The following is a 21497-nucleotide window of genomic DNA, read 5'->3' as shown; positions in this document are numbered from 1 at the left end:
ATAAAATCACGAATCAGTCGTCCTAAAGTCATGATTTCTAACCCAGCAAGATAACCTCACTGAGTAGATGAATCTGTTGAACAGGCTTGTAAGTGCCCGGTGTATGGATTAATTTCGTTTTAATTTCCTCAGATCAGAAAATACACGCCCATGGTTGCTTTGCTCCAGCTGTTTAGCTTTGCAGGACATAGCCAATGTGCCTGTCAACCGTGTGAATTCTTTACCTAACACTGCTAGTTAAACGCTCCTCGTCATGAAAGTATTGGAATATACGCCCCCGGTTCCCAAAGAAGATTCGGTTGTAGTTGATGAAGATATTCTCCCCAATTTTTATGACTATTTTCATCGCCATAAACAACTACAACTTACCCTGATTATTAAGGGCGAAGGAACGCTCATGGCGGGAAACTATAGCCAGACATTTAAACCAGGGGACATTTATATTCTGGGGGTTAATCAACCGCATATTTTCAAATCAGCCCCTACCCACTTCGCGAATCCTCAGAAAGGAAATTCACATGCTATCCATGTTTATTTCGATCAGGACCGTATTCCAAATGCGTTTTTTAGCCTTCCCGAAATGGAGTCAATTAGTAATTTTCTGGCCAGTACGCAAAACGGCTTTCAACTCCCGTCAGAATACGCAGGTTACGTTACCAAAATTCTATTAAAGCTCAGAAACAAATCTAATTTGGATCGGCTACTGCATATCTTAAAACTATTCCATTATTTTTCTCAGGAGGTCAGAGGCTGGAAATCGTTGGGTTCGGGATTTGCCAATACTTCTCTTTCCGATTATGAAGGGTTGCGGATGAATGATGTTTTTCAGTATACATTAGAACACTATGCTGAAAACATTACGTTGAATCGAATTGCCGAAATTGCCAATATTACCCCCCATGCTTTTTGTAAGTACTTTAAAAAACATACCCGAAAAACGTACAATACGTTTCTGAATGAGATACGTATCAATGAGGCTTGCAAGAAGATAATCAACAGCCATTACGATGGCATTTCTACTATCGCTTATTCAACTGGCTTTAACAGCGCCACTAATTTTAATCGGGTTTTTCGGAAAACGACAGGCATGTCACCCAGAGATTACATTCGGGAATATAAAAGCAAAGTTGGCCACTGGGCTAACTCATGATTCTAAGAACGTAGCGCACCTTGCGCTACGTCTTACAATGCTTGCCGGGCTTCTACGGCCAGCAAATAAACTGTCATCGATTCGCCTTCGTTCGCAATCCAGCTGTCGTAGTCCACTATGGCCTGAAGGCGCTGCTCTTCTGTGAGGTAGCCTGCCTTAACCAACTGAGGCCCCCGTAGCGCTGCCACTTCCGACCACAAACGGCTGGTCACGGCAAAATCAGGATCACTTTTCCGGGACAATTCAAGCTGAAGCTCCACCTGCGCATTCATAAAGCCAACTTGTAGCATCAGCTCGTGCAGGTGATCGGCAATGGCGTTATCGAAACCCGCATCCTGCCGCCATTGCAGAAACGCGTCGTAGAATAGCCGCATGGCTTTCGGTGGCTCGGGCGTCCAGGCAAGCTTTTCATGATTGAAGTCGAGTACCGCCAGGTAGCCGCCCGGCTTCACGAAGCGTTTCAGATTAGTAAGCGCTTCTTTAGGTTGAGCCAGCCATTGCAGGGTTCGGGCGCAGGTCACTACGTCGAATTGCTCGGACGTATTGAATGTATAAACGTCGCCCTGTTCGAAAGCAAGTCTGGTTTGATTCTCCGAATTTTGACACGCCTGTTCTATCAGACCTTCGTTGGGATCGATGCCCAGCACCCATCCGGTTAGTCCAACTTTTTCGGCAATGCTACGTGTAATGGCACCCGAGCCACAACCTACGTCGAGCACGCGGATACCGGGCCGCAGGTATTTTAACAGATTCCGATTACTATTTTCAACAGTTCTCCGTTCCAGAACCGGATTGTGAGCAGCAGGCATTTTCGCCCGCTCATTGGCTACTCCATTAGACATATCTTAGTTATTTTATTGAACACAGAGCCACAGAGAACACGGAGCAATAACAGTAAGAAAACTCTGTGTTCTCTGTGGCTCTGTGTTCAATTAATGAGGCCAGAAAAGCTCTGCAGTCGGAACGCCTGAATATCAAAATTCGTCTTGCCTTGTAAGGCTAATTCGGCCAGAATTTGCCCCACTGCCGCCGAATGTTTGAACCCATGACCCGAACAGGCCGAGGTCAGCAATACGTTAGCATAATCGGGATGCTGGTCAATAATGAAATCGCCATTGGGCGTCATGGTATACAGGCAAACCGTTGATTTAACGCATTCGGGCCCAACTCCTACAAAGTTAGGTGCAACGTACTGTTCATACATCTGCTCAATTTCGGCTTGGCTAACGGTTCTCACTACGTCGTTGGGCGTTGTTATTTCACTGTATTGCTCCGTCGCAATTTTGATTCCTCCGTCTGCCCCACCGATGGCGGGGAAACCATATAAATCCCGATCACTCAGAATAAATACCGGCATACGATCAGGCGTATATGTTGGGTAATCACCCTGGATATCGAACCAGTATTGAACCTGCCGATATACCTTAAGCAACTCACGATAAGGCGTAGTACGTAGTGATTCTGTAATCCAGGGGCCGGTCGTCAGAATCAACTTTCGGGTTTGATAAACAGCCTCGTCTGTTTGAACCCGAATTTCCGGCCCTGTCTGTTCAAAAGATAGCATTTGCTCATAAGGGTGTATGATAGCGCCGTTTTGATGAGCCTGTGTCAGTTGCGCCGAAAGGCATTGCTCGGGCCGCAGAAATCCGGCGTTTTCTTCATAATAGCCAAGATCACCGTCCAGAAATTGAAACTGAGGAAATCGTTTTCGAAGCGTTGGTACGTCAAGTAGTTGATGAGCGATTCCGAATTGCTTTGCTGCCTCAATTGTGGTTGTTAGCCAACCCGGTTTGTTGTGCGTTTGTATTCTCGAGTGCTCTTTCCCGACAAAAAGTCCACCCGTAATGGTTAGCAATTGTTGATTAGTACGTTGTTCGAGTTCCCGCCATATCTCATAGGAACGTAGCGCCAGCGGTACAAAATAAGCTCCTTCACCAATAGCCTGCCGGGTAATGCGGCTATCACTGTGCGTCGATCCGAAGGGATGCGGAGGCTTAAACCGATCGATTCCGAGTACATGGGAAGTCTGTTTCGAGAGCTGATAAAGAGCGGCACTTCCAACGGCACCTAAACCGACAACAATCGCGTCATAAACCATACGAGATTAGCTATTTTCCAGTATCCTGACAAAGATAATACCCAGCCTATCGGGGTAAAATCCGGCAAACTATAGCTACAGTCAGAAGTTAGTGGCAAAAGTGCTGAAAAACGTCTAGGATCAGTCTACTATTGAATATTTTAACGAAACAACAGGAGTATTTACGAAATGGAAGCTCCTTTATCGTAGAGCGTTCGCTGGCGAAGCTTCCGGCAAACGGCCGCTCTCAACTACAAATCCGGATTTGCCGTCCGACCCCTAAACTTGCATGCATACCTTCAACATTAATCGTCGCCGTTTTATCCAGGGCTCGACTGCAGCCCTTGCTCTTTCGAGTTTTGGAGCACGAGGTTTAGATCTTATTAATCCGACCAAAACGCTTCGCGTAGGGCTGATTGGCACCGGCTGGTATGGTAAAAGTGATTTATTTCGATTGATTCAGGTCTCGCCCGTTGAGGTGGTGGCCCTGTGCGACGTGGACAAGAACATGGTGGCCGATGCAGCCAAGCTCGTTAGTCAGCGGCAGAAATCGGGCAAGACACCCAAGACATACGGCGATTACCAGAAGATGCTGGCTGAAAATGAAATGGATGTTGTGCTGATCGGCACACCCGACCACTGGCATGCGCTCCAGATGATTGATGCTGTTAAAGCAGGTGCCAACGTGTATGTCCAGAAGCCCATCAGCGTTGACGTAATCGAGGGCGAAGCGATGGTAGCCGCTGCCCGCAAGTACAATAAAGTGGTTCAGGTTGGCACTCAACGCAAAAGCACACCCCACCTGATTACAGCCAAGAGAGACATCGTTGACGCGGGATTGCTAGGCAAAATATCGCACGTAGAAATGTGCTGCTACATGCATATGCGGGCGAATGGCAATCCGCCCGTACAGGCAATTCCCGATTTTCTGGACTACAATATGTGGACTGGACCAGCTCCGCTACGTCCTTACGACGGTTTGCCGCACGTTCGCTGGTGGCGGACATTTATGGAATATGGCAACGGCATTACGGGCGACATGTGCGTGCACATGTTCGATACGGTGCGCTGGATGCTGAAACTGGGCTGGCCTAAACGTATCAGTTCTGAAGGTGGTATTTACGTACAGAAGGAAGGCAAGTCCAATATCTCTGATACGCAATCGGCTGTTTTTGAGTATGATGGATTAAACTGCGTGTGGCAACATCGTACCTGGGGAACACCCAACAACCCAGACTATCCGTGGTCGTTTACGCTCTATGGCGACAAAGGCACGCTCTGGGCCAGCACAATGCAGTGTGATTTTATTCCGGACGACAAAAATGGCAAGAAGATCCACTTAGACGTCGTGTACGAGAAAGAGAAATATCCTGAGGATCTGACCGAACCGACGAACCCAAAAATTGAGTTAAACGCATCCCCAGCAACCCGGTTGCACATGCTCAACTTTCTGGATGCTATCGACAAAGGAAGCCGCCCCGTAGCCGACATTGAAGAGGGGCACATTTCTACGGCGAGTTGCATTCTGGCCAATATGTCCATGAAAACGGGGCGCCCCATCGTATACGATTCAGTAAAACATGAAATTGTTGGCGATCGGGAAGCCAATGGATTGCTTCAGCGGCCGTATCGTGATCCGTACAAGCACCCCGATCCAAAGAAAGTCTAACACATTACGCTGGAGATGTTGAGCGTAGTTTTAACTTCGTCGAGCCGTCTCCGAAAGCCAGCCCAACAATAGTTGAAGCTTATAGTCAATAGATGGCTGTGTAAGCCGGTTTAAGAACCGACCTACACAGCCATCTTACTTTCTAACGTATTCTCATAATGAACGCACTACTTTTCCTGCTTTACTTCCCTTTTGGCGGTGGTAATGCTACCGATTCATCTGCCGCCCGAACTCAGGCTGATACAACCTGGAAACTGGTTTGGGCAGATGAATTTACTAAAGATGGAGCGCCAGATCCTAAAAACTGGAAATTCGAACAGGGTTTCGTTCGAAACCATGAGCATCAATGGTATCAGCCCGAAAATGCCCGTTGCAAGGACGGTCTGCTGATCATTGAAGGTCGTCGTGAACATCGCCCGAACCCAACGTATCAACCCAATAACTCCGACTGGAAAACAAGCCGACCTTCCATCGACTATACGTCCTCCAGCCTCCACACCAATGGATTGCACCAATGGCAATATGGTCGTTTTGATATGCGGGGACGTATCGACATCAGTCCCGGCATGTGGCCTGCTTTCTGGACGTTAGGCGTTTCGGGCGAGTGGCCGTCCAACGGCGAAATTGACATCATGGAGTATTATCGAAATCAATTGTTAGCCAACGTAGCGTGGGCAACCGCAAAACGCTATACAGCCGAATGGCGCAGCACGAAAAAACCGATGAATTCTTTTTCGGACCCAGAATGGTCAAAAAAATTTCATGTCTGGCGTATGGATTGGGACGAGAAAGCCATCAGGTTATACGTCGATAACCAACTCTTAAACGAGGTACCTCTAAGCGAAACGATCAATCAGGATGGAACAGGACGTAATCCCTTTAAGCAACCTCATTATTTGTTGCTAAACCTGGCCATCGGGGGCGATAACGGAGGTGATCCCTCGGCCACTACGTTCCCAAGCCGATTTGAAGTGGATTATGTGCGGGTTTACCAAAAATGACGAAGCCATAATTGGAGAACCGTGGCACGGCTCTCCAGTTATGGCTTCACTAGAATTTTCCCCCAGCGTCCCGGACGCTCAGCGTGTTCGACCGCTTCGGCAATTTGGTCGAGTGTATACGACGCTTCGACAGGCAATTGAATTTTTCCCGACGCTAGCAACTGAATTACGTTCTGCGCTACGTCCTGCCTCGTCTGACTATCTACCCGGCGCATCCAGTCCGACAACCAGAATCCCCTAACGGTCAACTCCCTGAATATCATCAAACCAATATTAAACGCTGGCTCCTGTCCGCTCAAAACGCCGTAAACGAGCATTGTACCCCCTTTTCCCAGGCACTTGAGCGCTTCACTAGCCGTATGACCGCCAACGGCATCCAGCACACAGGTAACTCCTTCTCCACCCGTAATCTGCTTAACACGAGCCGATACGCTTTCCGTCTCGGTATTGACAACTTCGGTCAGGCCCAGTGCTCTCAGCTCGTCGTTGAGATCGTCGCGCCGAACGGTACCGATCGTTTTGATACCCCGCATGGTACACAATTGAATCACCAGTTTACCAAACGCCGATCCGGCAGCCGTTAGCATCAGCCAGCCATTCTCTGGCACCTTTGCCTCCTGCACCATCGCATAAGCCGAAAACGGATTCACAAACAACTGAGCCGCTACGTCGTCTGGTATGGCATCAGGCACCGGAATCAAGCTACGCTGAGGGGCGATTGCGTACTCAGACCACGTACCGATGCTGGTGAAACTCACCCGCATACCCGCGCGTAGGTGAACGCTTTCGCCTACCGCTTCGACAATGCCCACGCCCTCAAAACCTGCTCCAGACGGCAAATGAGGCCGAATACCGTACAAATTCTCTACGAACTTAATATCCGACGGATTAACCGGGCTGGCAATAACCTTAATCAGAACCTCATCTGGCCCAGGTTGGGGCGTTGGTACGTCAGTAAGTTTAAGGGTATCTGTAGGGGTTCCTATTTTATCAAAAATGATGCTTTTCATTTGTTAATGAACGGGTTATAAAATGCATAGCCGAGTACTAAAATCCCATCGAATCGAGATTCCAACTCTTTTTTTGGAATGAGGCCAAAAATATGACTTAATTCGCATAAACTATTCCTAAACCTTGAAGCCAGGTGTTAGTCGATAGTCGTTAGTCAGGAACCGATAACAAGTACTATTGATGAATCCTGACTGACGACTATCGACTAGTCACTGACGACTACTTTCATGCATACCTCTCCTTTTCTTGGTGAATTAATTGGCACAATGGTACTCATATTGCTGGGTAATGGTGTTGTTGCCAATGTTGTCTTAAAACAAACAAAGGGAGAATCCTCTGGCTGGATCGTCATCACAACCGGTTGGGCATTTGCCGTCACGATGGGCGTATTTGTGTCCAAAGCCTTTGGCGGAATGGATGCCCATTTGAACCCAGCCGTTACGGTCGCCTTTGCTGTAGCCACAAATGATTTCAGCCACATTGTCCCCTACATTACGGCCCAGCTCATTGGGGCATTTCTGGGTGCCGTACTCGTCTGGCTGCAATACCTCCCCCACTGGGCTGCTACACCCGATCCTGGGGCCAAGCTGGCCTGTTTCGCGACTGGCCCAGCCATTCGTAACCCACTGGCAAATTTTCTGAGCGAGTTTCTGGCAACCCTCGTGTTAATTCTTGGGCTATCGGGTATTTCATCTAAAAACCTGGGCGAACTGGCCATTGGCGTTGGTCCGTATCTGGTCGGTATTCTGGTGTGGAGTATTGGGCTCTCGCTCGGGGGCACAACCGGTTATGCCATGAGTCCCGCCCGTGATTTTAGCCCACGTCTGGCTCATGCACTGCTGCCGATTCCCGGCAGAGGTTCGTCGGATTGGGGGTATGCGTGGGTGCCAATTGTCGGACCGTTGGTTGGTGCCATAGTAGGCGGTCTACTCATCCGGCTGTTTGCTTTATAATCTTTACTCTTCCAAAATTCTATGCCCTCCTACATAGCTGCTATCGACCAGGGGACAACCAGCACCCGTTGTATTGTATTCAACCGCCAGGGACAGATTGTTTCTGTAGCGCAGAAAGAGCACAAACAGATTTATCCACAACCCGGCTGGGTTGAACACGATCCGGAGGAAATCTGGCGTAACACGCTCGAAGTCATAGCCCTGGCACGTATCAAAGGCAAACTTTCGGCTCATGATATTGCCGCTATTGGGATTACAAACCAGCGCGAAACGACGGTTGTCTGGAACCGTCGAACTGGCAAGCCCTATTACAATGCCATCGTCTGGCAGGACATGCGCACCGCCGATTTAGTCACTGAGTTTTCAGCTAACGGACATGGTCAGGATCGCTTTCGGCCTCAAACAGGGCTACCCCTGGCAACTTATTTCAGCGGCCTGAAACTCAAATGGTTGTTGGACAACGTAGCTGGTTTGCGCGAAGATGCCGAACGGGGTGATGCCATCTTTGGTAACATGGACACCTTTGTGGTCTGGAACCTGACGGGCGGACCTGACGGCGGCTTGCACCTCACGGATGTAACGAACGCCAGCCGAACGCAATTGATGAACCTTCAAACGCTCAATTGGGACGACAATCTGCTTACTGACTTTACGGTTCCCCGCGCCATGCTTCCCCAAATCCGGCCAAGCAGTGAGGTGTACGGAACCGTTACGTCGGAAGTGCTGCCCAACGTGCCCATTGCAGGCATTCTGGGTGATCAGCAGGCCGCGCTGGTTGGCCAGACGTGTTATGAAGCGGGACAGGCTAAAAATACATACGGTACGGGTTGTTTTCTGCTCATGAACACCGGCACCGAACTCCGAACATCGACCTATGGCTTGCTGTCAACCGTAGCGTATCAGTTTCAGAATGAGCCCGTTCACTACGCGCTGGAAGGCAGCGTCGCGATTACGGGTGCGCTGGTGCAATGGCTACGGGACAATCTGGGCATTATTAAAAAGAGCACCGATATCGAAACCCTCGCCCGCTCGGTAGAGGACAATGGTGGCGCTTATTTCGTGCCTGCTTTTTCAGGGCTATACGCGCCACACTGGAAAGCCGACGCACGCGGTATCATCGCCGGGCTAACCCGCTTCGTTAACAAAGGCCATCTGGCACGGGCCGTCCTGGAAGCCACTGCCTATCAAACTGTTGACGTAGTACGGGCCATGGAGCAGGATGCGGGTGTATCCCTCAAATCACTACGTGTCGATGGGGGTATGGTTGGTAATTCGCTCCTGATGCAGTTTCAGTCCGACGTATTGAATGGACCCGTCGTTTGCCCGCAAATGACTGAGACAACCGCCCTGGGTGCGGCCTATGCCGCTGGTTTGGCCGTAGGGTATTGGCAAAGCCTGGATGATTTACGTCAGAACTGGGGCGTCGCCCGAACTTACGAACCCAATATGGACGATGCGCAGCGAAAGAAACTCATGCACGGCTGGCAGAAAGCCATCGAGCGGTCGTTTGGCTGGGAAGATTGATTGGCCCACCTACTTTTAAACATCCCAAAAGTTCAAAGCTTTCGGGATGTTTAGTTTCCCACATTACACCTCGTTTTCCTTTGGTTTCAACTCTTCAGCCAGCATTAACCTGGTTTGCGGCAGGCTCTGCGGGTATTCGTCGCGCAGAAAAGCGATGAGATTTTCGCGCATGTGACAACGTAGATCAAACGCAGAAGGAGCATCCTGTGCCGACACCAGAATCCGAACGACAATACAAGTCGGCTGCGTATCAGTCACCTGAACGGCAAAAACGTCGCCAGTCCAGAGTGGATCATTTTCAGCCAGTTCACGGGCTTTCTCCCGAATTTTATCGACGGGCGTGTTATAATCAAGATACAGTAAAACAGCGCCCGTAATCGACGCATCGGAACGGGTCCAGTTTTCGAACGGAGTTTCAACAAAATAGGTAATGGGTAAAATCAACCGACGGCGATCCCAGATTCTGACAATAACACTGGTCAGGTTGATTTCTTCGATACGTCCCCACTCTTTCTCAACGACCACGGCATCGTCTAACCGAATCTGCTGATTAAAGGCAATCTGAATCCCGGCCAGCAGATTCGCCAGCGTTTTCTGAGCGGCAAAACCGATCACGACCGACACAACCCCAGCCGACGTCAGGACGCTTAATCCCACTTTGCGACTTCCCTGAAAGGCAATCAGCAACAGGGAAGCCCCGATAATCATAACCCCGATGGCTATGGTTCGGCGGACAAACCGTACTTGTGTGACAAACTTCCGCTGCGATAAATTAACATCCTTTGTCGTGTCGTATTCCCGGATAAGCAACAATTCCGAAACCTTCAGCAACGTAACAATCAACCAGGTTGCGGCAATCAGAAATAAAACCTCGGCGGCTTTGTCGGCCACCGGATGCCGACGCAAGAAACGTTCTGACTGAATGTTGGTCGCCAACAGGAAAAACAGCGATGGCATGAATACCCAGAACGACCAGCGAACGTGTGATTTGAGCAATACCAACGTCTGATACGGACGACGACGGGATACAAACCGAATTAGTTGCGTCACCACAAAATCGACCGCCAGGCCCAGCAGTAAGGCTATAATAAGCAATATCCATCCCGACAGATCACGGTTCGGTACGTAGCCAAACCATCGGACTATGGCTCGTATCCATATATCTAATTGCTGTTGCATAATCTAATACTCGAATCAACTTTGATTGTGCAAAGTAAGCACTTCTGCGAATGTAGTCAGGTACCGAAACTTTGCTATATCCTATTGAGCACTTGTCCTTTAAATAAGCTATAAACAAAACTATTGCCAATTGTCAGGCAAGTTATATCCGCACGAATACTTGATTTATTGTTGTGAGTGTTAACACAAATTTCATCTACAGATCAGATGATCCTAAAGCAATTGTTGTGAATTTTGTGACAAATGAATCTCATTTAAAACTAAATGGTAATCAACGACATAAGCCGTTTGCTAGACATTTGGATGATACAATTGCTAAATTAAAAATAGTATTGGCCTCTTACTCCTTTTATCTTAATTTTTAGGATTTTAACCAGTAATTATTAAATTTTCATATGAATAAACTGCTGTTTCACGAAAAAAGAAACAATGTGAGTGACTATTGATTTTCTTTATAGATGATATAAGTATCAACCGTCATAAACTTCTTTTACTTCTATTTTTTATGCACAAAAGACTACTTTATTTTTTATCACTTCTTCTGGTAAAAAAGTCTGTTTGACCAGGTTCTCTTTCATGACTAGCCTGTATTTTCCTTCTTTAATGGCCTAGGCTCAGTTTTTTCAAGGAATTACGCATACCCTTCGCTTACTTTTTTTCGACTCAATCAACAGTACAAAATTTAATCAAAACAAACATGAAGCAGGCTTACTCCATTTGGCAAACAGTACATAAACCGCAGAAACATTTAAAAATTATCTACACTTTTCTGGCTCTAGCCATCGTGAGCTTGACGACCGATGCAGCTTATGCCCAGTTAATTACAAATACGTTTCAAACCACGGCCGTTTGTAGCCCCACTTATTCTCAGCCAGGTAATTCATTTACATCTACTTCACCAAACGTTACAGCTACACCGTTCACCAGAAACAATGTTTCGTGTTCTAACACGGCAAATGTGTTCAGTAGTACCGGACTAAATCTTACATCATCCCCAGATGACACAAAGTATATTGAATTTAGTATCAAGGCTAACAGTGGCTATGCACTAAATTTAACTTCTCTTTCTTTTTTTCGACAAGGAAGTAACACGGCACCTAATTCATTGCTCGTGTCGTATAGTACCGACAACTTTGTTACAAGGGTCAATAGTACGACCTCTTCGACACCCTCTTCTGGTACAGCGTTGAGCTGGACATTTACGTCGCCTATCACTACAATTGATGGCGGAACTGTTACATTCAGATTTTACCCCTATGGTTCTACGGCTATCAATGGCTCGGCGTCCGCATCGACAGGCACGTTTCGAGTGGATGATGTTACACTCTTTGGCTCAGTTGCCCCTACAGCTGACATCGCGCCAACGGTAACAAGCACAACTCCAGCCAATTCAGCAACCTACATAGCAGCTACCAGCAACATTAGCCTTACGTTTTCGGAACCAGTAACTGCACCATCGTCTGCTTTTACTATCACTGGTTCAACGAGTGGACCACATACCTTCGCGCTTACGGGCGGACCAACCAGCTATACGCTGAATCCTGATACCGATTTTACGGATTCCGAAACCGTAACCGTAACGGCACTAGCGGCACAGATAGCGGATCAGGATGGGACAACAGATAACATGGCCAGTGATTTTTCCTTTTCCTTCACGATTGCCCCACCCGTTGTTACGGTCAAAATTCATGATATTCAGGGAACGGGCCTTGCTTTTAATCCAACCTATAATACCACCCTGGCTATCGAAGGTATAGTGACGCGGAAGTTTTTGGGATCGGCGAAGCTTAATGGATTTTATGTGCAGGAGGAAGATGCCGATGCCGATGCCAACCCGCTTACATCGGAAGCTATATTCGTTTTTGATCCGGCTGGCCTCTTCACCGGGAATGAAGGGGACAAAGTGAAAGTAACAGGCACTGTTCTTGAATTTGTAAGTACATCTGGCGCTAACACAAGCAGCTTAACCGAATTGGCAAGCCTTCTTAGCGTCGTTAATCAGGGACCTGGTACGTTGCCTACACCTACTGTTGTCAACCTTCCTATTAATAACGTATCGGATCTTGAGGCTTATGAAGGTATGCTGGTGACGATGGGCGCGGCAACGGGAAATCTAGCCGTAACGGAATATTTTCAATTGGGTCAGTATGGCCAGATTGTTGTATCCGCTACCGGAGCGACCAATGTAGTCGGCACCGATGCCCGACTCGACCAGTATACGCAATACAACGCACCTAGTGTATCAGGCTATCCAGCTTATCTGGCGGAGCTTGCCAAACGGAAAATTATTCTGGACGATGGCAGCAGCGTTTCGTATCCTGACCCAGTTCCATTTGGCCGGGGTGGACAGCCCTTAAGTGCAACCAACACGCTACGGGGTGGTGATGAAATAGCCAGCATTACGACCGTGTTAGATGAACGTTTCGAGGGATACCGCTTACAATTGAATACGGGCGTTAATTTCCTGCCAACAAACGTTCGTCCTACATCTCCTCCTGCGGTAGGTGGCACGCTTAAAGTGGCCAGCGCCAACGTACTAAACTACTTTAACGGAAATGGCACAGGTCAGGAGGGTTCGGCTGGCGGCTTCCCAACGTCACGCGGAGCTACTAACCTGAATGAGTTTACACGTCAACGGACCAAAGTGCTTCAGAACCTGTTCACGTCAGGTGCTGACGTTATTGGTCTGATGGAGGTAGAGAACGATGGATATGGTTCAGCCAGCGCTATTCAGGATTTAGTGAATGGACTTAATACGTTAGCGGGTACGACTTCCTACACGTTTGTCAATCCAGGCGTTAGCATAGCCAGCGACGTCATTACAGTAGGCATGATTTACAAACCTGGGGTAGTGAGTCCGGTAGGGAGCGCAACCAGTCTCGTAAGTAGCACATTTACAGCAGTTGGTCGTCAACCGCTGGCACAAACCTTTCAGGAAATTGCAACCGGTGGGATTGTTACAGTCGTTGTTAACCACTTCAAATCCAAAGGCTCCGGTAACGCTGGCGCAGGCGACGCGGATATTAACGATGGACAGGGCGCTTTCAATGGTACACGTACGCGTCAGGCACAGGAGTTAGCCGCGTGGTTAGCTACAAAACCAACCAAAACGAACGATCCCGACTACCTGATTCTGGGCGACTTGAATTCCTACGCCATGGAAGATCCTATTACTTCTCTGGCAAGCAATGGTTATGGAAACCTGCTGCCTACTACAACCTACTCCTACGTATTCGATGGGCAGGTTGGTGCGCTCGACCACGCGCTGGGAACTGGTAGCCTGGCGACACAGGTTACCGGTGCTGAAAAATGGCATATTAACGCCGATGAGCCTAGTATACTGGACTACAATACGGAAAATAAAAGCGTGGCACAACAAGCCAATCTATATAGCGCAGATCCGTTCCGATCGTCAGATCACGATCCTGTACTAATTGGGTTAAATCTGGCTCCATCACCTGATCTGACGGCGATTATGTTCGCCAGTCCATCGGTTCAGTATGGTACCAGCAGCTTTAATGTCGTCGTGGATGTGTTCGAACTCAGTCCGGTGCCTACTAGCGGGCCAGTTTCGGTTTATGTGACCAAAGATCCACTGGTGAGCCTCAGTTTTAACCCAACGTCGGACCTTATCAATGGAAAGACAGTACAGAATAGTGATTGGACGTTTAATAATACAGATCCTAATTTCTATATCTTAACCACAAATGTGGTGATTGCCGGGAAGGGAAAGAAATCATTTGGTTTAACGGGGATGTTAGCTCCAGGGTCGACAAAGGGGAGCTTAAGCCTAAGCACAACTGTTGTTGGCGGTAATGGTGGTGAGGTGAAGATCAATAACAATTCGGATGCGGATGTGATTGATTATTTTGATAAATAGGTACTTATAAAAGCGAAAGCCGGGTGGACTCGAAAGTCTGCCCGGCTTTTTTATGCTATCTATGGTCTATGGCAATCAGGCCAGTAACGACTTCACCACTTTACCATGTACATCGGTCAGGCGATAGCGTCGGCCCTGGCTTTTGAAGGTGAGTTTTTCATGATCAACGCCAAGCAGGTGCAGCAGCGTTGCCTGAAAATCGTGTACATGAACCGGATCTTTGATGATGTTGTAGCCAAACTCATCGGTTTCGCCATAAACCAGCCCCTTTTTAACCCCGGCGCCCGCCATCCAGACCGAAAATGCCCGTGGGTGGTGATCCCGACCATAGTTATCCTTGGTCAGTTTGCCCTGCGAATAACTACCGCGTCCAAACTCGCCCCCCCAGATAACCAACGTATCGTCCAGTAAACCGCGCTGTTTCAAATCCATAATAAGCGCGGCCGACGGCTGATCGACGCTTTTCGCCTGCGTTTTGATATCATTGGGCAGGTTGCCATGCTGATCCCAGCCCTGATGGTATAACTGAACAAATTTCACATCTTTTTCGACCAGCTTACGGGCCAGCAGGCAGTTGGCCGCGAACGTACCGGGTTTGCGACTATCGGGTCCGTACATATCGAAAATATAGTCTGGTTCTTTCGAGATGTCGAGTGTTTCGGGTACCGATGCCTGCATGCGATAAGCCATTTCGTACTGCGCCATCCGATTATTAATTTCTGGGTCCAGTATGTGTTTATATTGCTCATGATGGAGTTTCGTCAGGCAATCGAGCATCCGTCGCCGACTGGTTTTGTCAATACCCGGCGGATTGTTGAGGTAATAAACAGGGTCTGGCCCGGACCGAAATACGACGCCCTGATGCACCGACGGCAGGAAACCATTACTCCACAACTTAGCGTAAAGGGGTTGATCGCCATTACGTCCCTTGGAAAGCAGCACAACGAAAGCAGGCATATTCTGATTGTCAGAGCCTAAACCATAACTCACCCAGGAGCCAAACGAAGGCCGTCCGGCCTGCTGGCTACCGGTCTGGAAGAACGTAACGGCAGGATCGTGGTTAATTGCCTCCGTATTTAGTGACCGGATAAATGTAAGATCTCCAGCAATGCTGGCCGTGTGGGGTAGTAGTTCACTCAACCACATCTGCCCCGGGCCGTACTGCGCAAATTTGTATTTCGAAGCGGCCAGTGGAAACCGGCTCTGCCCAGCACTCATACCCGTCAACCGCTGCCCATTACGTACTGATTCGGGCAAATCCTGCCCCCACATCGCTTCGAGTTTCGGTTTATAGTCGAATAACTCCAGCTGCGAAGGAGCCCCACTTTGAAACAGATAAATAACCCGCTTCGCTTTCGGAGGAAAGTGTGGTTTACCTACCGCCGGATTTCCGCCCGGCGCAACGTTTCCAGCAAACAGATTTATGGGGTTCAGCAGCGACGCTAGTGCAATCGTACCTAAGCCCGCACTGGCTTGCCCCAGAAAGGTCCGGCGGCTGAGCTGGTCGTGTATTTCATCCTGAATATCCATCGTAGTCGATAGTCGTCAGTCGATAGTTAGCCGTCCTATTGACTGACGACTATCGACTATTACTTACCTCTTTATAATTGCTTCGTCGAAATTCATAATTGTACTTGTCACTACTGTCCAGGCCGCTAACTCCGCCAGATCGAGTTTTTTGTCAACAGGATATTCACCGACTGACACTAACTCCAGGGCCCGCTCGGGATTCTTTTTAAAATCAGCTAACTCATGCGCATAAAGCTGTTTTATGACCATCACTTCTTCTGGCCGGGCCGGACGACTAATAACCGCTTTGAACGTAGCCTGGACGACTGCTTCCGGAAAAAGCAGTCCTTTCTTTTCACTCCCGGACGTAGTCGCTGATGCGCCAGCCTGACCAACTACCTTTTGGGCCAGTACTCGCGCGGCTTCTACGAATTGTGGGTCGTTAAGCGTGACGAGCGCCTGTAAAGGCGTACTGGTTTTCTGTCGTTTAACGATGCATGTATGCCGCTCGGCTGCGTCGAAATTAAGCATCATCGGTGCAGGCGACGAGCGTTTCCAAATCGTGTACATCGACCGGCGATAGAGGCTATCGCCCTTACTCTGCACGTATTTGACAGCGTTACGGGTCGCCAGCGCTTCCCAGATACCAGCGGGTTGATAAGGGCGCACGCTCGGTCCGCCAATCCGTTGTGTTAGCAAACCACTCGCGGCCAGGGCGTTATCGCGCACTTGCTCGGCTGACATCCGGTAACTGGCGCCACGCGTCAGGAACGTGTTGTCGAAATCCGCTTCCCGTGCTTTTTCCGGAACGCTGGACGATTGCTGATACGTAGCCGACATCACGATCAGTTTGTGCATTTCCTTTGTATTCCAGCCTGTCTGCCGGAATTTTATGGCCAGATAATCCAGCAATTCGGGATGACTTGGCAACGCACCTTGGTTTCCAAAATCGTCACTATTCTTAGCAATTCCCTGTCCGAAATACTGCTGCCAGAACCGGTTGACCATAACCCGACCAAACAGCGGATTGTCGGGCAGCAAGAGCCACTTCGCCAACCCAAGCCGATTTTTGGGAAAATCTTCGGGCATTGGCGTCATACTATGCAGAACAGCGGGTGTCACTACTTCACCCGGCGCGTCATAAACACCCCGGTTGAGCAGGTGCGTTTCGCGCGGTTTGCTACGTTCCTGCATCACCATAACCTGATCGGAATTCGTGTATAACATCAGTTGCTCACCCCGCAATTTCATTGACTCGGCAAAGGCTTTCTGATACGTGGAGTCGTGTGTCGTCACGTAGTACGTATACAATCCGACTCGTTGCGCGGGCGTCCGTTTTGTGACAGGTGTTTGTAAAGCCGCTGCCACGCCGTCGGGGTTACCCGCCAGTCTGGGTATTTCGAGGGGTGTCAGGCAACGGTTGTAGATACGGAGTTCATCGACCGAAAAATCCTTGTAGTAATAGTCATGCATCCGGCCAATGTAGAACGGATGCTGAACCCAGTGCGTGCGGTTTTTGCCGTACACGATGCTGTGCTGAAGATTGTCGGTAATGACTCGTGCCCGCATGGGTTTGCCGTTCAGATACAACGCCAGCCCATTGGCGCGAGCTAGTCCGTTATAGGTAAAGGCAACCTGAAACCATTGATTAATAGGCACTTTATCAATCGATTCGATGTCGAGTGCGTTAGCCGGCCAGACATGACTCAGCATCAGCTTCAGGCGACCATCGGCCAGTAAGTCGAGTTGGTAACCGCGCTGCCCATCCATTGGTCCGGCGGTACGGCCAAGCAAGGTGGAGGCTCTTCCTATTTTAGTCAGTTTAAACCAGCTACTGATCGTAAACGGCTGATTCTGTTCAAAGGCACCAAAATTAGAAGGTAAGCTGATGTAGCTGTCGCCGGGCAGAAAACGAGCGTTGCCAAATCGTCCCGTCACCGCGTAGGGTAAGTTATCCGAATCGCCACCCAATCGGGCCGGAATGGTGTCGTTGACTTCATTCACAAACGCATTCCGCGGATCTTTCAATAACTCCTCTTTAGTTTTAGGCTTAACAACCTTTTTCTCTTCCGGCTTTTTCTTGCCTAGTTTCTCCCACTTCTCAGCCTCTTTTTTGCGCTTTTCGTCTTCCAGTTTCTTTTTTTCGTTCTCCGCTTTCACATACGCTTTAATATCGGTACGGTCGGCTTCGTCAAATGTATAATGCGCCAATAAACCAAGTTCTGGTTGAGTCGGCGTTTGCTCTGCTTTCGCCAACCACGGTCCAAATCGTTGTTGATAGTCGGGCCGGTTGACGTTCATTTTTTGATCCAGTGGCGTCAATTTCTCACGAATATATTTCAATTGCGCGTCTGTTTTTGGGCTTGTCAACGTAATGGTGGGCGAGGCCTCGCCATTGTAGGGAATCTGGCCGCGTTCGTTGTTGCTGTTAAAGAACGCATACAGCGAGAAATAATCTTTTTGGCTGATTGGGTCGTATTTATGGTCGTGGCAACGGGCGCACTCCGTCGTGAGCCCTAAAAACGCTTTGCCAAACGTACTGACCCGATCCGCTACGTATTCCGTTCGATATTCTTCATCAACAATTCCCCCTTCCTGACTTTGCTGGTGGTTTCGGTTGAACGCCGTTGCTAAGAGCCTATTCTGGAGCGATGGACCACCTTTCTGGTTGGGCAACAGATCGCCAGCCAGTTGCCACGTAACAAAACGGTCGAAAGACAGATTGCGGTTAAAGGCTTTGATAACCCAGTCGCGGTAGGGCCAGATCGTGCGTAGTCCATCGTCCTGATAGCCATCCGTATCGGCATAACGCGCTACGTCGAGCCATTCGACCGCTTGCCGTTCACCGTAGTGTGGACTATTAAGAAGCCGGTTAACCACTTTTTCGTACGCATTCGGGGATTTATCGGCCAGAAATGCATCGACCTCGGCAGGCGTTGGCGGCAGTCCCGTCAAGTCAAGACTCACACGTCGAAGCAATGTTGTTTTATCGGCCTGGGGTGCATGACCCAGTTTTTTGGTTTCCTGCTTTGCCAGCACAAACCGATCAATGTCATTTTTCACCCACTTCCCGTCGTTGACTTTAGGGATTTTCGGCATCGTTGGGGCAATCAGCGACCAGTGCTGTCTATACTCCGCCCCCTGCTCGATCCATCGCATAAGCACCGCTTTTTCTTCAGGTGTCAGCGTCAGGTTCGATGCCGGTGTAGGCATAATTTGCTCAGGATCTTTGCTCAGGATACGATTCACCAATTCGCTGTTGGCTAAATCGCCCGGCACAACGGCCGTATGACCACTTTTCGCCAGCGCTTCATAGGCTCCTTCGGGTGTATCGAGCCGTAAACCAGCTTTCTGCTTTGTTTTATCAGGGCCATGACATACAAAGCAGCGATCTGACAGAATCGGCTTTACGTGGAGATTGTAATCAACTTTTTCAGGTAAATTGACTTCAGCCGCAACAATATCGACGGGCTTTTCAACTGACTTATGGCAAGCCGTCAACCAGACCGACGCACCAAAAAGGCCAGCCGTTGCGCTAAGCAGAACGTATCGAAACCGTATGTCAGGCCAAACGGGCATACATGCAACCGGGTTGATGGTGAAATAATTCGACAAAAATAACGACCAGATACGTAGCAAAATAGTGCTATTTAATCGTGATCCTGAACAATCTTACAATTTAGCTACTGCTCAATTATTCGTTTCGCTGTGTGATCGTTTACAAAGTAAAAAACGTATATGCTAAACAAAAGATAGTTGGTTTTCGGTTCATATTAAGGATAAAAGCTTGTCAAAATATAACTTTTTCAGCAAAATTATGGCAATCAAACGGATGAGCTATATTTGACGGCCTAACTTATAATCGCCATAGTTGACTAGCCCGCCTTGATATGTTGTCGGGCTATCGACACATCTGTTCTTACTACCTCTGTTTAATCTTATCCTCTTATGTCAACTCATGTTCTGTCGCCCGAAGCTGCCTTCGCACAACTGGGCCTTTCATTACCTCCTGCCCCTCAGCCACTGGGTGTTTATAAGCCCTACCTTATTGATGGAAAGTACCTGTACGTATCAGGGCATGGTACGGTAAAAGATGACAAAAGCCTGATTATTGGCCGTATCGGTGAGGATATGGATATTGAAGAGGGTAAGTTGGCGGCCCGGCAAGTTGGTCTGGCCATCTTATCGACCATCAAAACAAATCTGGGCAGTCTTGATCGGGTAAAACGCGTTATCAAAGTGCTCGGTATGGTTAACTGCGTATCCGATTTCAAACGCCATCCTTACGTCATTAATGGCTGTAGCGAACTTTTTGCGTCTGTTTGGGGTGAAGAAAACGGCATCGGCGTCCGCTCAGCGGTCGGTATGGGTTCATTGCCCGACAACATTCCCGTTGAAATTGAAGCCTTATTTGAACTTGCCTGATCCATGGAACAAACGACCTGGTATCTGATTAACGATCTGGACCAACTCGATACACCCGCACTGGTCATCTACCCCGATCGGGTGAAACACAACATTGACCTGCTGATACGTTCCATCGACGATATAAGCCGGTTAAGACCTCACGTTAAAACGCATAAATCACGGGAGGCCACCCAGTTGATGTTAGCTGCTGGCATCCGGAAGTTTAAGTGCGCGACCATTGCCGAAGCCGAAATGCTGGCCGAATGTAGCGCACCGGATGTGCTGTTAGCCTACCAACCCAATGGCGCCAAAGCCCACCGGTTGCTGGCGTTGATGAAGGCGTTTCCCGAAACGAAATTTTCCTGTCTGGTTGACAATATCGACACGGGCCGAATTCTGTCGGAACAAGCCGTCGAAGCGGATCTGGTCGTTCCGGTATTTATTGATCTGAACGTTGGCATGAACCGCACTGGCATTTTGCCGAACGATGCTGTTATTACCCTATACACGGAACTCAATGAACTGGAAGGTATTCAACCGGTTGGGTTACATGGCTACGACGGGCATCTTCGGAATCCAGACGTAGCAATGCGTAAAGAAGACTGCGATGCGGCCTTCCTGCCGGTACAGCAACTAAGCGATAAGCTGGTAGCACTTGGTTTTCCGAAACCGGTTATTGTTGCAGGAGGGAGCCCGACGTTTCCCATTCATGCCCAACGAACTGACGTCGAATGCAGCCCCGGCACCTTTGTTTACTGGGACCGCACGTATCGGGATATTTTACCCGAACAGCCTTTCCTGCCCGCGACCCTTGTTGTCGCGCGGGTTATCTCGTTACCCAGCCCTACGAAAATCTGTTTGGATCTTGGCCATAAATCTATTGCTGCCGAATCCGAATTAACGCAACGTGTTACGTTTCTGAATGCACCAGAATTGGTGGCCGTTGGTCAGAGTGAAGAACATTTGGTTGTTGACGCGGGCGAAGGTCATTCGTATCATGTCGGCGACGTACTGTATGGATTACCCAATCACGTCTGCCCAACCTGCGCGCTCTACGAACGCGCTTTCACTATCGAAGATGGCTCCGTATCGGGCGAATGGCGCACCGTTTCCAGAGATAGAATACTGACGTATTGA

14 protein-coding genes are annotated in these 21497 nt (G+C 48.9%); 8 read left to right on the top strand and 6 right to left on the bottom strand.

Annotated features, from left to right (window positions below; genetic code table 11):
- Positions 1 to 253: 253 nt before the first annotated feature.
- A complete protein-coding gene (locus tag BM202_RS18635; RefSeq protein ID WP_093828863.1) occupies positions 254 to 1150 on the top strand; it encodes an AraC family transcriptional regulator in 897 nt (298 codons plus the stop codon).
- Positions 1151 to 1182: 32 nt separating this feature from the next.
- Here the strand turns inward: BM202_RS18635 and BM202_RS18630 are convergent, their stop codons facing one another.
- Positions 1183 to 1992 (bottom strand): class I SAM-dependent methyltransferase, encoded by an 810-nt coding sequence (locus BM202_RS18630; RefSeq protein WP_093828861.1) that lies wholly within the window; start codon positions 1990 to 1992, stop codon positions 1183 to 1185.
- Between the two features lie 86 nt (positions 1993 to 2078).
- Positions 2079 to 3248: an N-methyl-L-tryptophan oxidase gene (gene solA, locus BM202_RS18625; protein WP_093828859.1), complete on the bottom strand. Its 1170-nt coding sequence runs from the start codon at positions 3246 to 3248 to the stop codon at positions 2079 to 2081.
- Between the two features lie 268 nt (positions 3249 to 3516).
- On the opposite strand from solA, the gene BM202_RS18620 reads away from it, so the two are divergent.
- Positions 3517 to 4896 (top strand): Gfo/Idh/MocA family protein, encoded by a 1380-nt coding sequence (locus tag BM202_RS18620; protein WP_093828857.1) that lies wholly within the window; start codon positions 3517 to 3519, stop codon positions 4894 to 4896.
- A gap of 158 nt (positions 4897 to 5054) precedes the next feature.
- A complete protein-coding gene (locus BM202_RS18615; protein ID WP_093828855.1) occupies positions 5055 to 5897 on the top strand; it encodes a glycoside hydrolase family 16 protein in 843 nt (280 codons plus the stop codon).
- A 38-nt stretch (positions 5898 to 5935) separates the two neighbouring features.
- On the opposite strand, the gene BM202_RS18610 is transcribed toward BM202_RS18615, so the two are convergent.
- The gene (locus BM202_RS18610; protein ID WP_093828853.1) at positions 5936 to 6907 is read right to left on the bottom strand and encodes a zinc-dependent alcohol dehydrogenase family protein; all 972 of its coding nucleotides are present in this window, start codon (positions 6905 to 6907) and stop codon (positions 5936 to 5938) included.
- A 228-nt stretch (positions 6908 to 7135) separates the two neighbouring features.
- Between BM202_RS18610 and BM202_RS18605 the strand changes: the two genes are divergently transcribed.
- Positions 7136 to 7861, top strand: a complete 726-nt coding sequence (locus BM202_RS18605; protein WP_093828851.1) for an MIP/aquaporin family protein — start codon at positions 7136 to 7138, stop codon at positions 7859 to 7861.
- A gap of 21 nt (positions 7862 to 7882) precedes the next feature.
- A complete protein-coding gene (gene glpK / locus BM202_RS18600; RefSeq protein ID WP_093828849.1) occupies positions 7883 to 9385 on the top strand; it encodes a glycerol kinase GlpK in 1503 nt (500 codons plus the stop codon).
- A gap of 63 nt (positions 9386 to 9448) precedes the next feature.
- Here the strand turns inward: glpK and BM202_RS18595 are convergent, their stop codons facing one another.
- Positions 9449 to 10564 (bottom strand): mechanosensitive ion channel family protein, encoded by a 1116-nt coding sequence (locus BM202_RS18595; protein ID WP_093828847.1) that lies wholly within the window; start codon positions 10562 to 10564, stop codon positions 9449 to 9451.
- Between the two features lie 1186 nt (positions 10565 to 11750).
- On the opposite strand from BM202_RS18595, the gene BM202_RS18590 reads away from it, so the two are divergent.
- Entirely contained in the window at positions 11751 to 14444 is a 2694-nt protein-coding gene (locus BM202_RS18590) for an ExeM/NucH family extracellular endonuclease (protein WP_218160583.1), read from the top strand.
- 75 nt (positions 14445 to 14519) lie between these two features.
- On the opposite strand, the gene BM202_RS18585 is transcribed toward BM202_RS18590, so the two are convergent.
- The gene (locus BM202_RS18585) at positions 14520 to 15974 is read right to left on the bottom strand and encodes a DUF1501 domain-containing protein (RefSeq protein WP_093828843.1); all 1455 of its coding nucleotides are present in this window, start codon (positions 15972 to 15974) and stop codon (positions 14520 to 14522) included.
- Positions 15975 to 16037: 63 nt separating this feature from the next.
- Positions 16038 to 19532, bottom strand: coding sequence for a DUF1553 domain-containing protein (locus BM202_RS18580; RefSeq protein ID WP_093828841.1), 3495 nt, complete (start codon positions 19530 to 19532; stop codon positions 16038 to 16040).
- 369 nt (positions 19533 to 19901) lie between these two features.
- Between BM202_RS18580 and BM202_RS18575 the strand changes: the two genes are divergently transcribed.
- Positions 19902 to 20378, top strand: a complete 477-nt coding sequence (locus BM202_RS18575) for a RidA family protein (RefSeq protein ID WP_093828839.1) — start codon at positions 19902 to 19904, stop codon at positions 20376 to 20378.
- A gap of 3 nt (positions 20379 to 20381) precedes the next feature.
- Positions 20382 to 21497, top strand: a complete 1116-nt coding sequence (locus tag BM202_RS18570; RefSeq protein ID WP_093828837.1) for a D-TA family PLP-dependent enzyme — start codon at positions 20382 to 20384, stop codon at positions 21495 to 21497.

Source organism: Spirosoma endophyticum (genome assembly GCF_900112365.1).
GTDB lineage: Bacteria > Bacteroidota > Bacteroidia > Cytophagales > Spirosomataceae > Spirosoma > Spirosoma endophyticum.
Note: the sequence above shows the minus strand (reverse complement) of the source record. Positions and strands in the feature narration are given on the sequence as shown.

Coding starts and splice junctions, on each gene's coding strand:
- BM202_RS18635 (WP_093828863.1), top strand. CDS start 254: ATGAAAGTATTGGAATATACGCCCCCGGTTCCCAAAGAAGATTCGGTT.
- BM202_RS18630 (WP_093828861.1), bottom strand. CDS start 1,992: ATGTCTAATGGAGTAGCCAATGAGCGGGCGAAAATGCCTGCTGCTCAC.
- solA (WP_093828859.1), bottom strand. CDS start 3,248: ATGGTTTATGACGCGATTGTTGTCGGTTTAGGTGCCGTTGGAAGTGCC.
- BM202_RS18620 (WP_093828857.1), top strand. CDS start 3,517: ATGCATACCTTCAACATTAATCGTCGCCGTTTTATCCAGGGCTCGACT.
- BM202_RS18615 (WP_093828855.1), top strand. CDS start 5,055: ATGAACGCACTACTTTTCCTGCTTTACTTCCCTTTTGGCGGTGGTAAT.
- BM202_RS18610 (WP_093828853.1), bottom strand. CDS start 6,907: ATGAAAAGCATCATTTTTGATAAAATAGGAACCCCTACAGATACCCTT.
- BM202_RS18605 (WP_093828851.1), top strand. CDS start 7,136: ATGCATACCTCTCCTTTTCTTGGTGAATTAATTGGCACAATGGTACTC.
- glpK (WP_093828849.1), top strand. CDS start 7,883: ATGCCCTCCTACATAGCTGCTATCGACCAGGGGACAACCAGCACCCGT.
- BM202_RS18595 (WP_093828847.1), bottom strand. CDS start 10,564: ATGCAACAGCAATTAGATATATGGATACGAGCCATAGTCCGATGGTTT.
- BM202_RS18585 (WP_093828843.1), bottom strand. CDS start 15,974: ATGGATATTCAGGATGAAATACACGACCAGCTCAGCCGCCGGACCTTT.
- BM202_RS18580 (WP_093828841.1), bottom strand. CDS start 19,532: ATGCCCGTTTGGCCTGACATACGGTTTCGATACGTTCTGCTTAGCGCA.
- BM202_RS18575 (WP_093828839.1), top strand. CDS start 19,902: ATGTCAACTCATGTTCTGTCGCCCGAAGCTGCCTTCGCACAACTGGGC.
- BM202_RS18570 (WP_093828837.1), top strand. CDS start 20,382: ATGGAACAAACGACCTGGTATCTGATTAACGATCTGGACCAACTCGAT.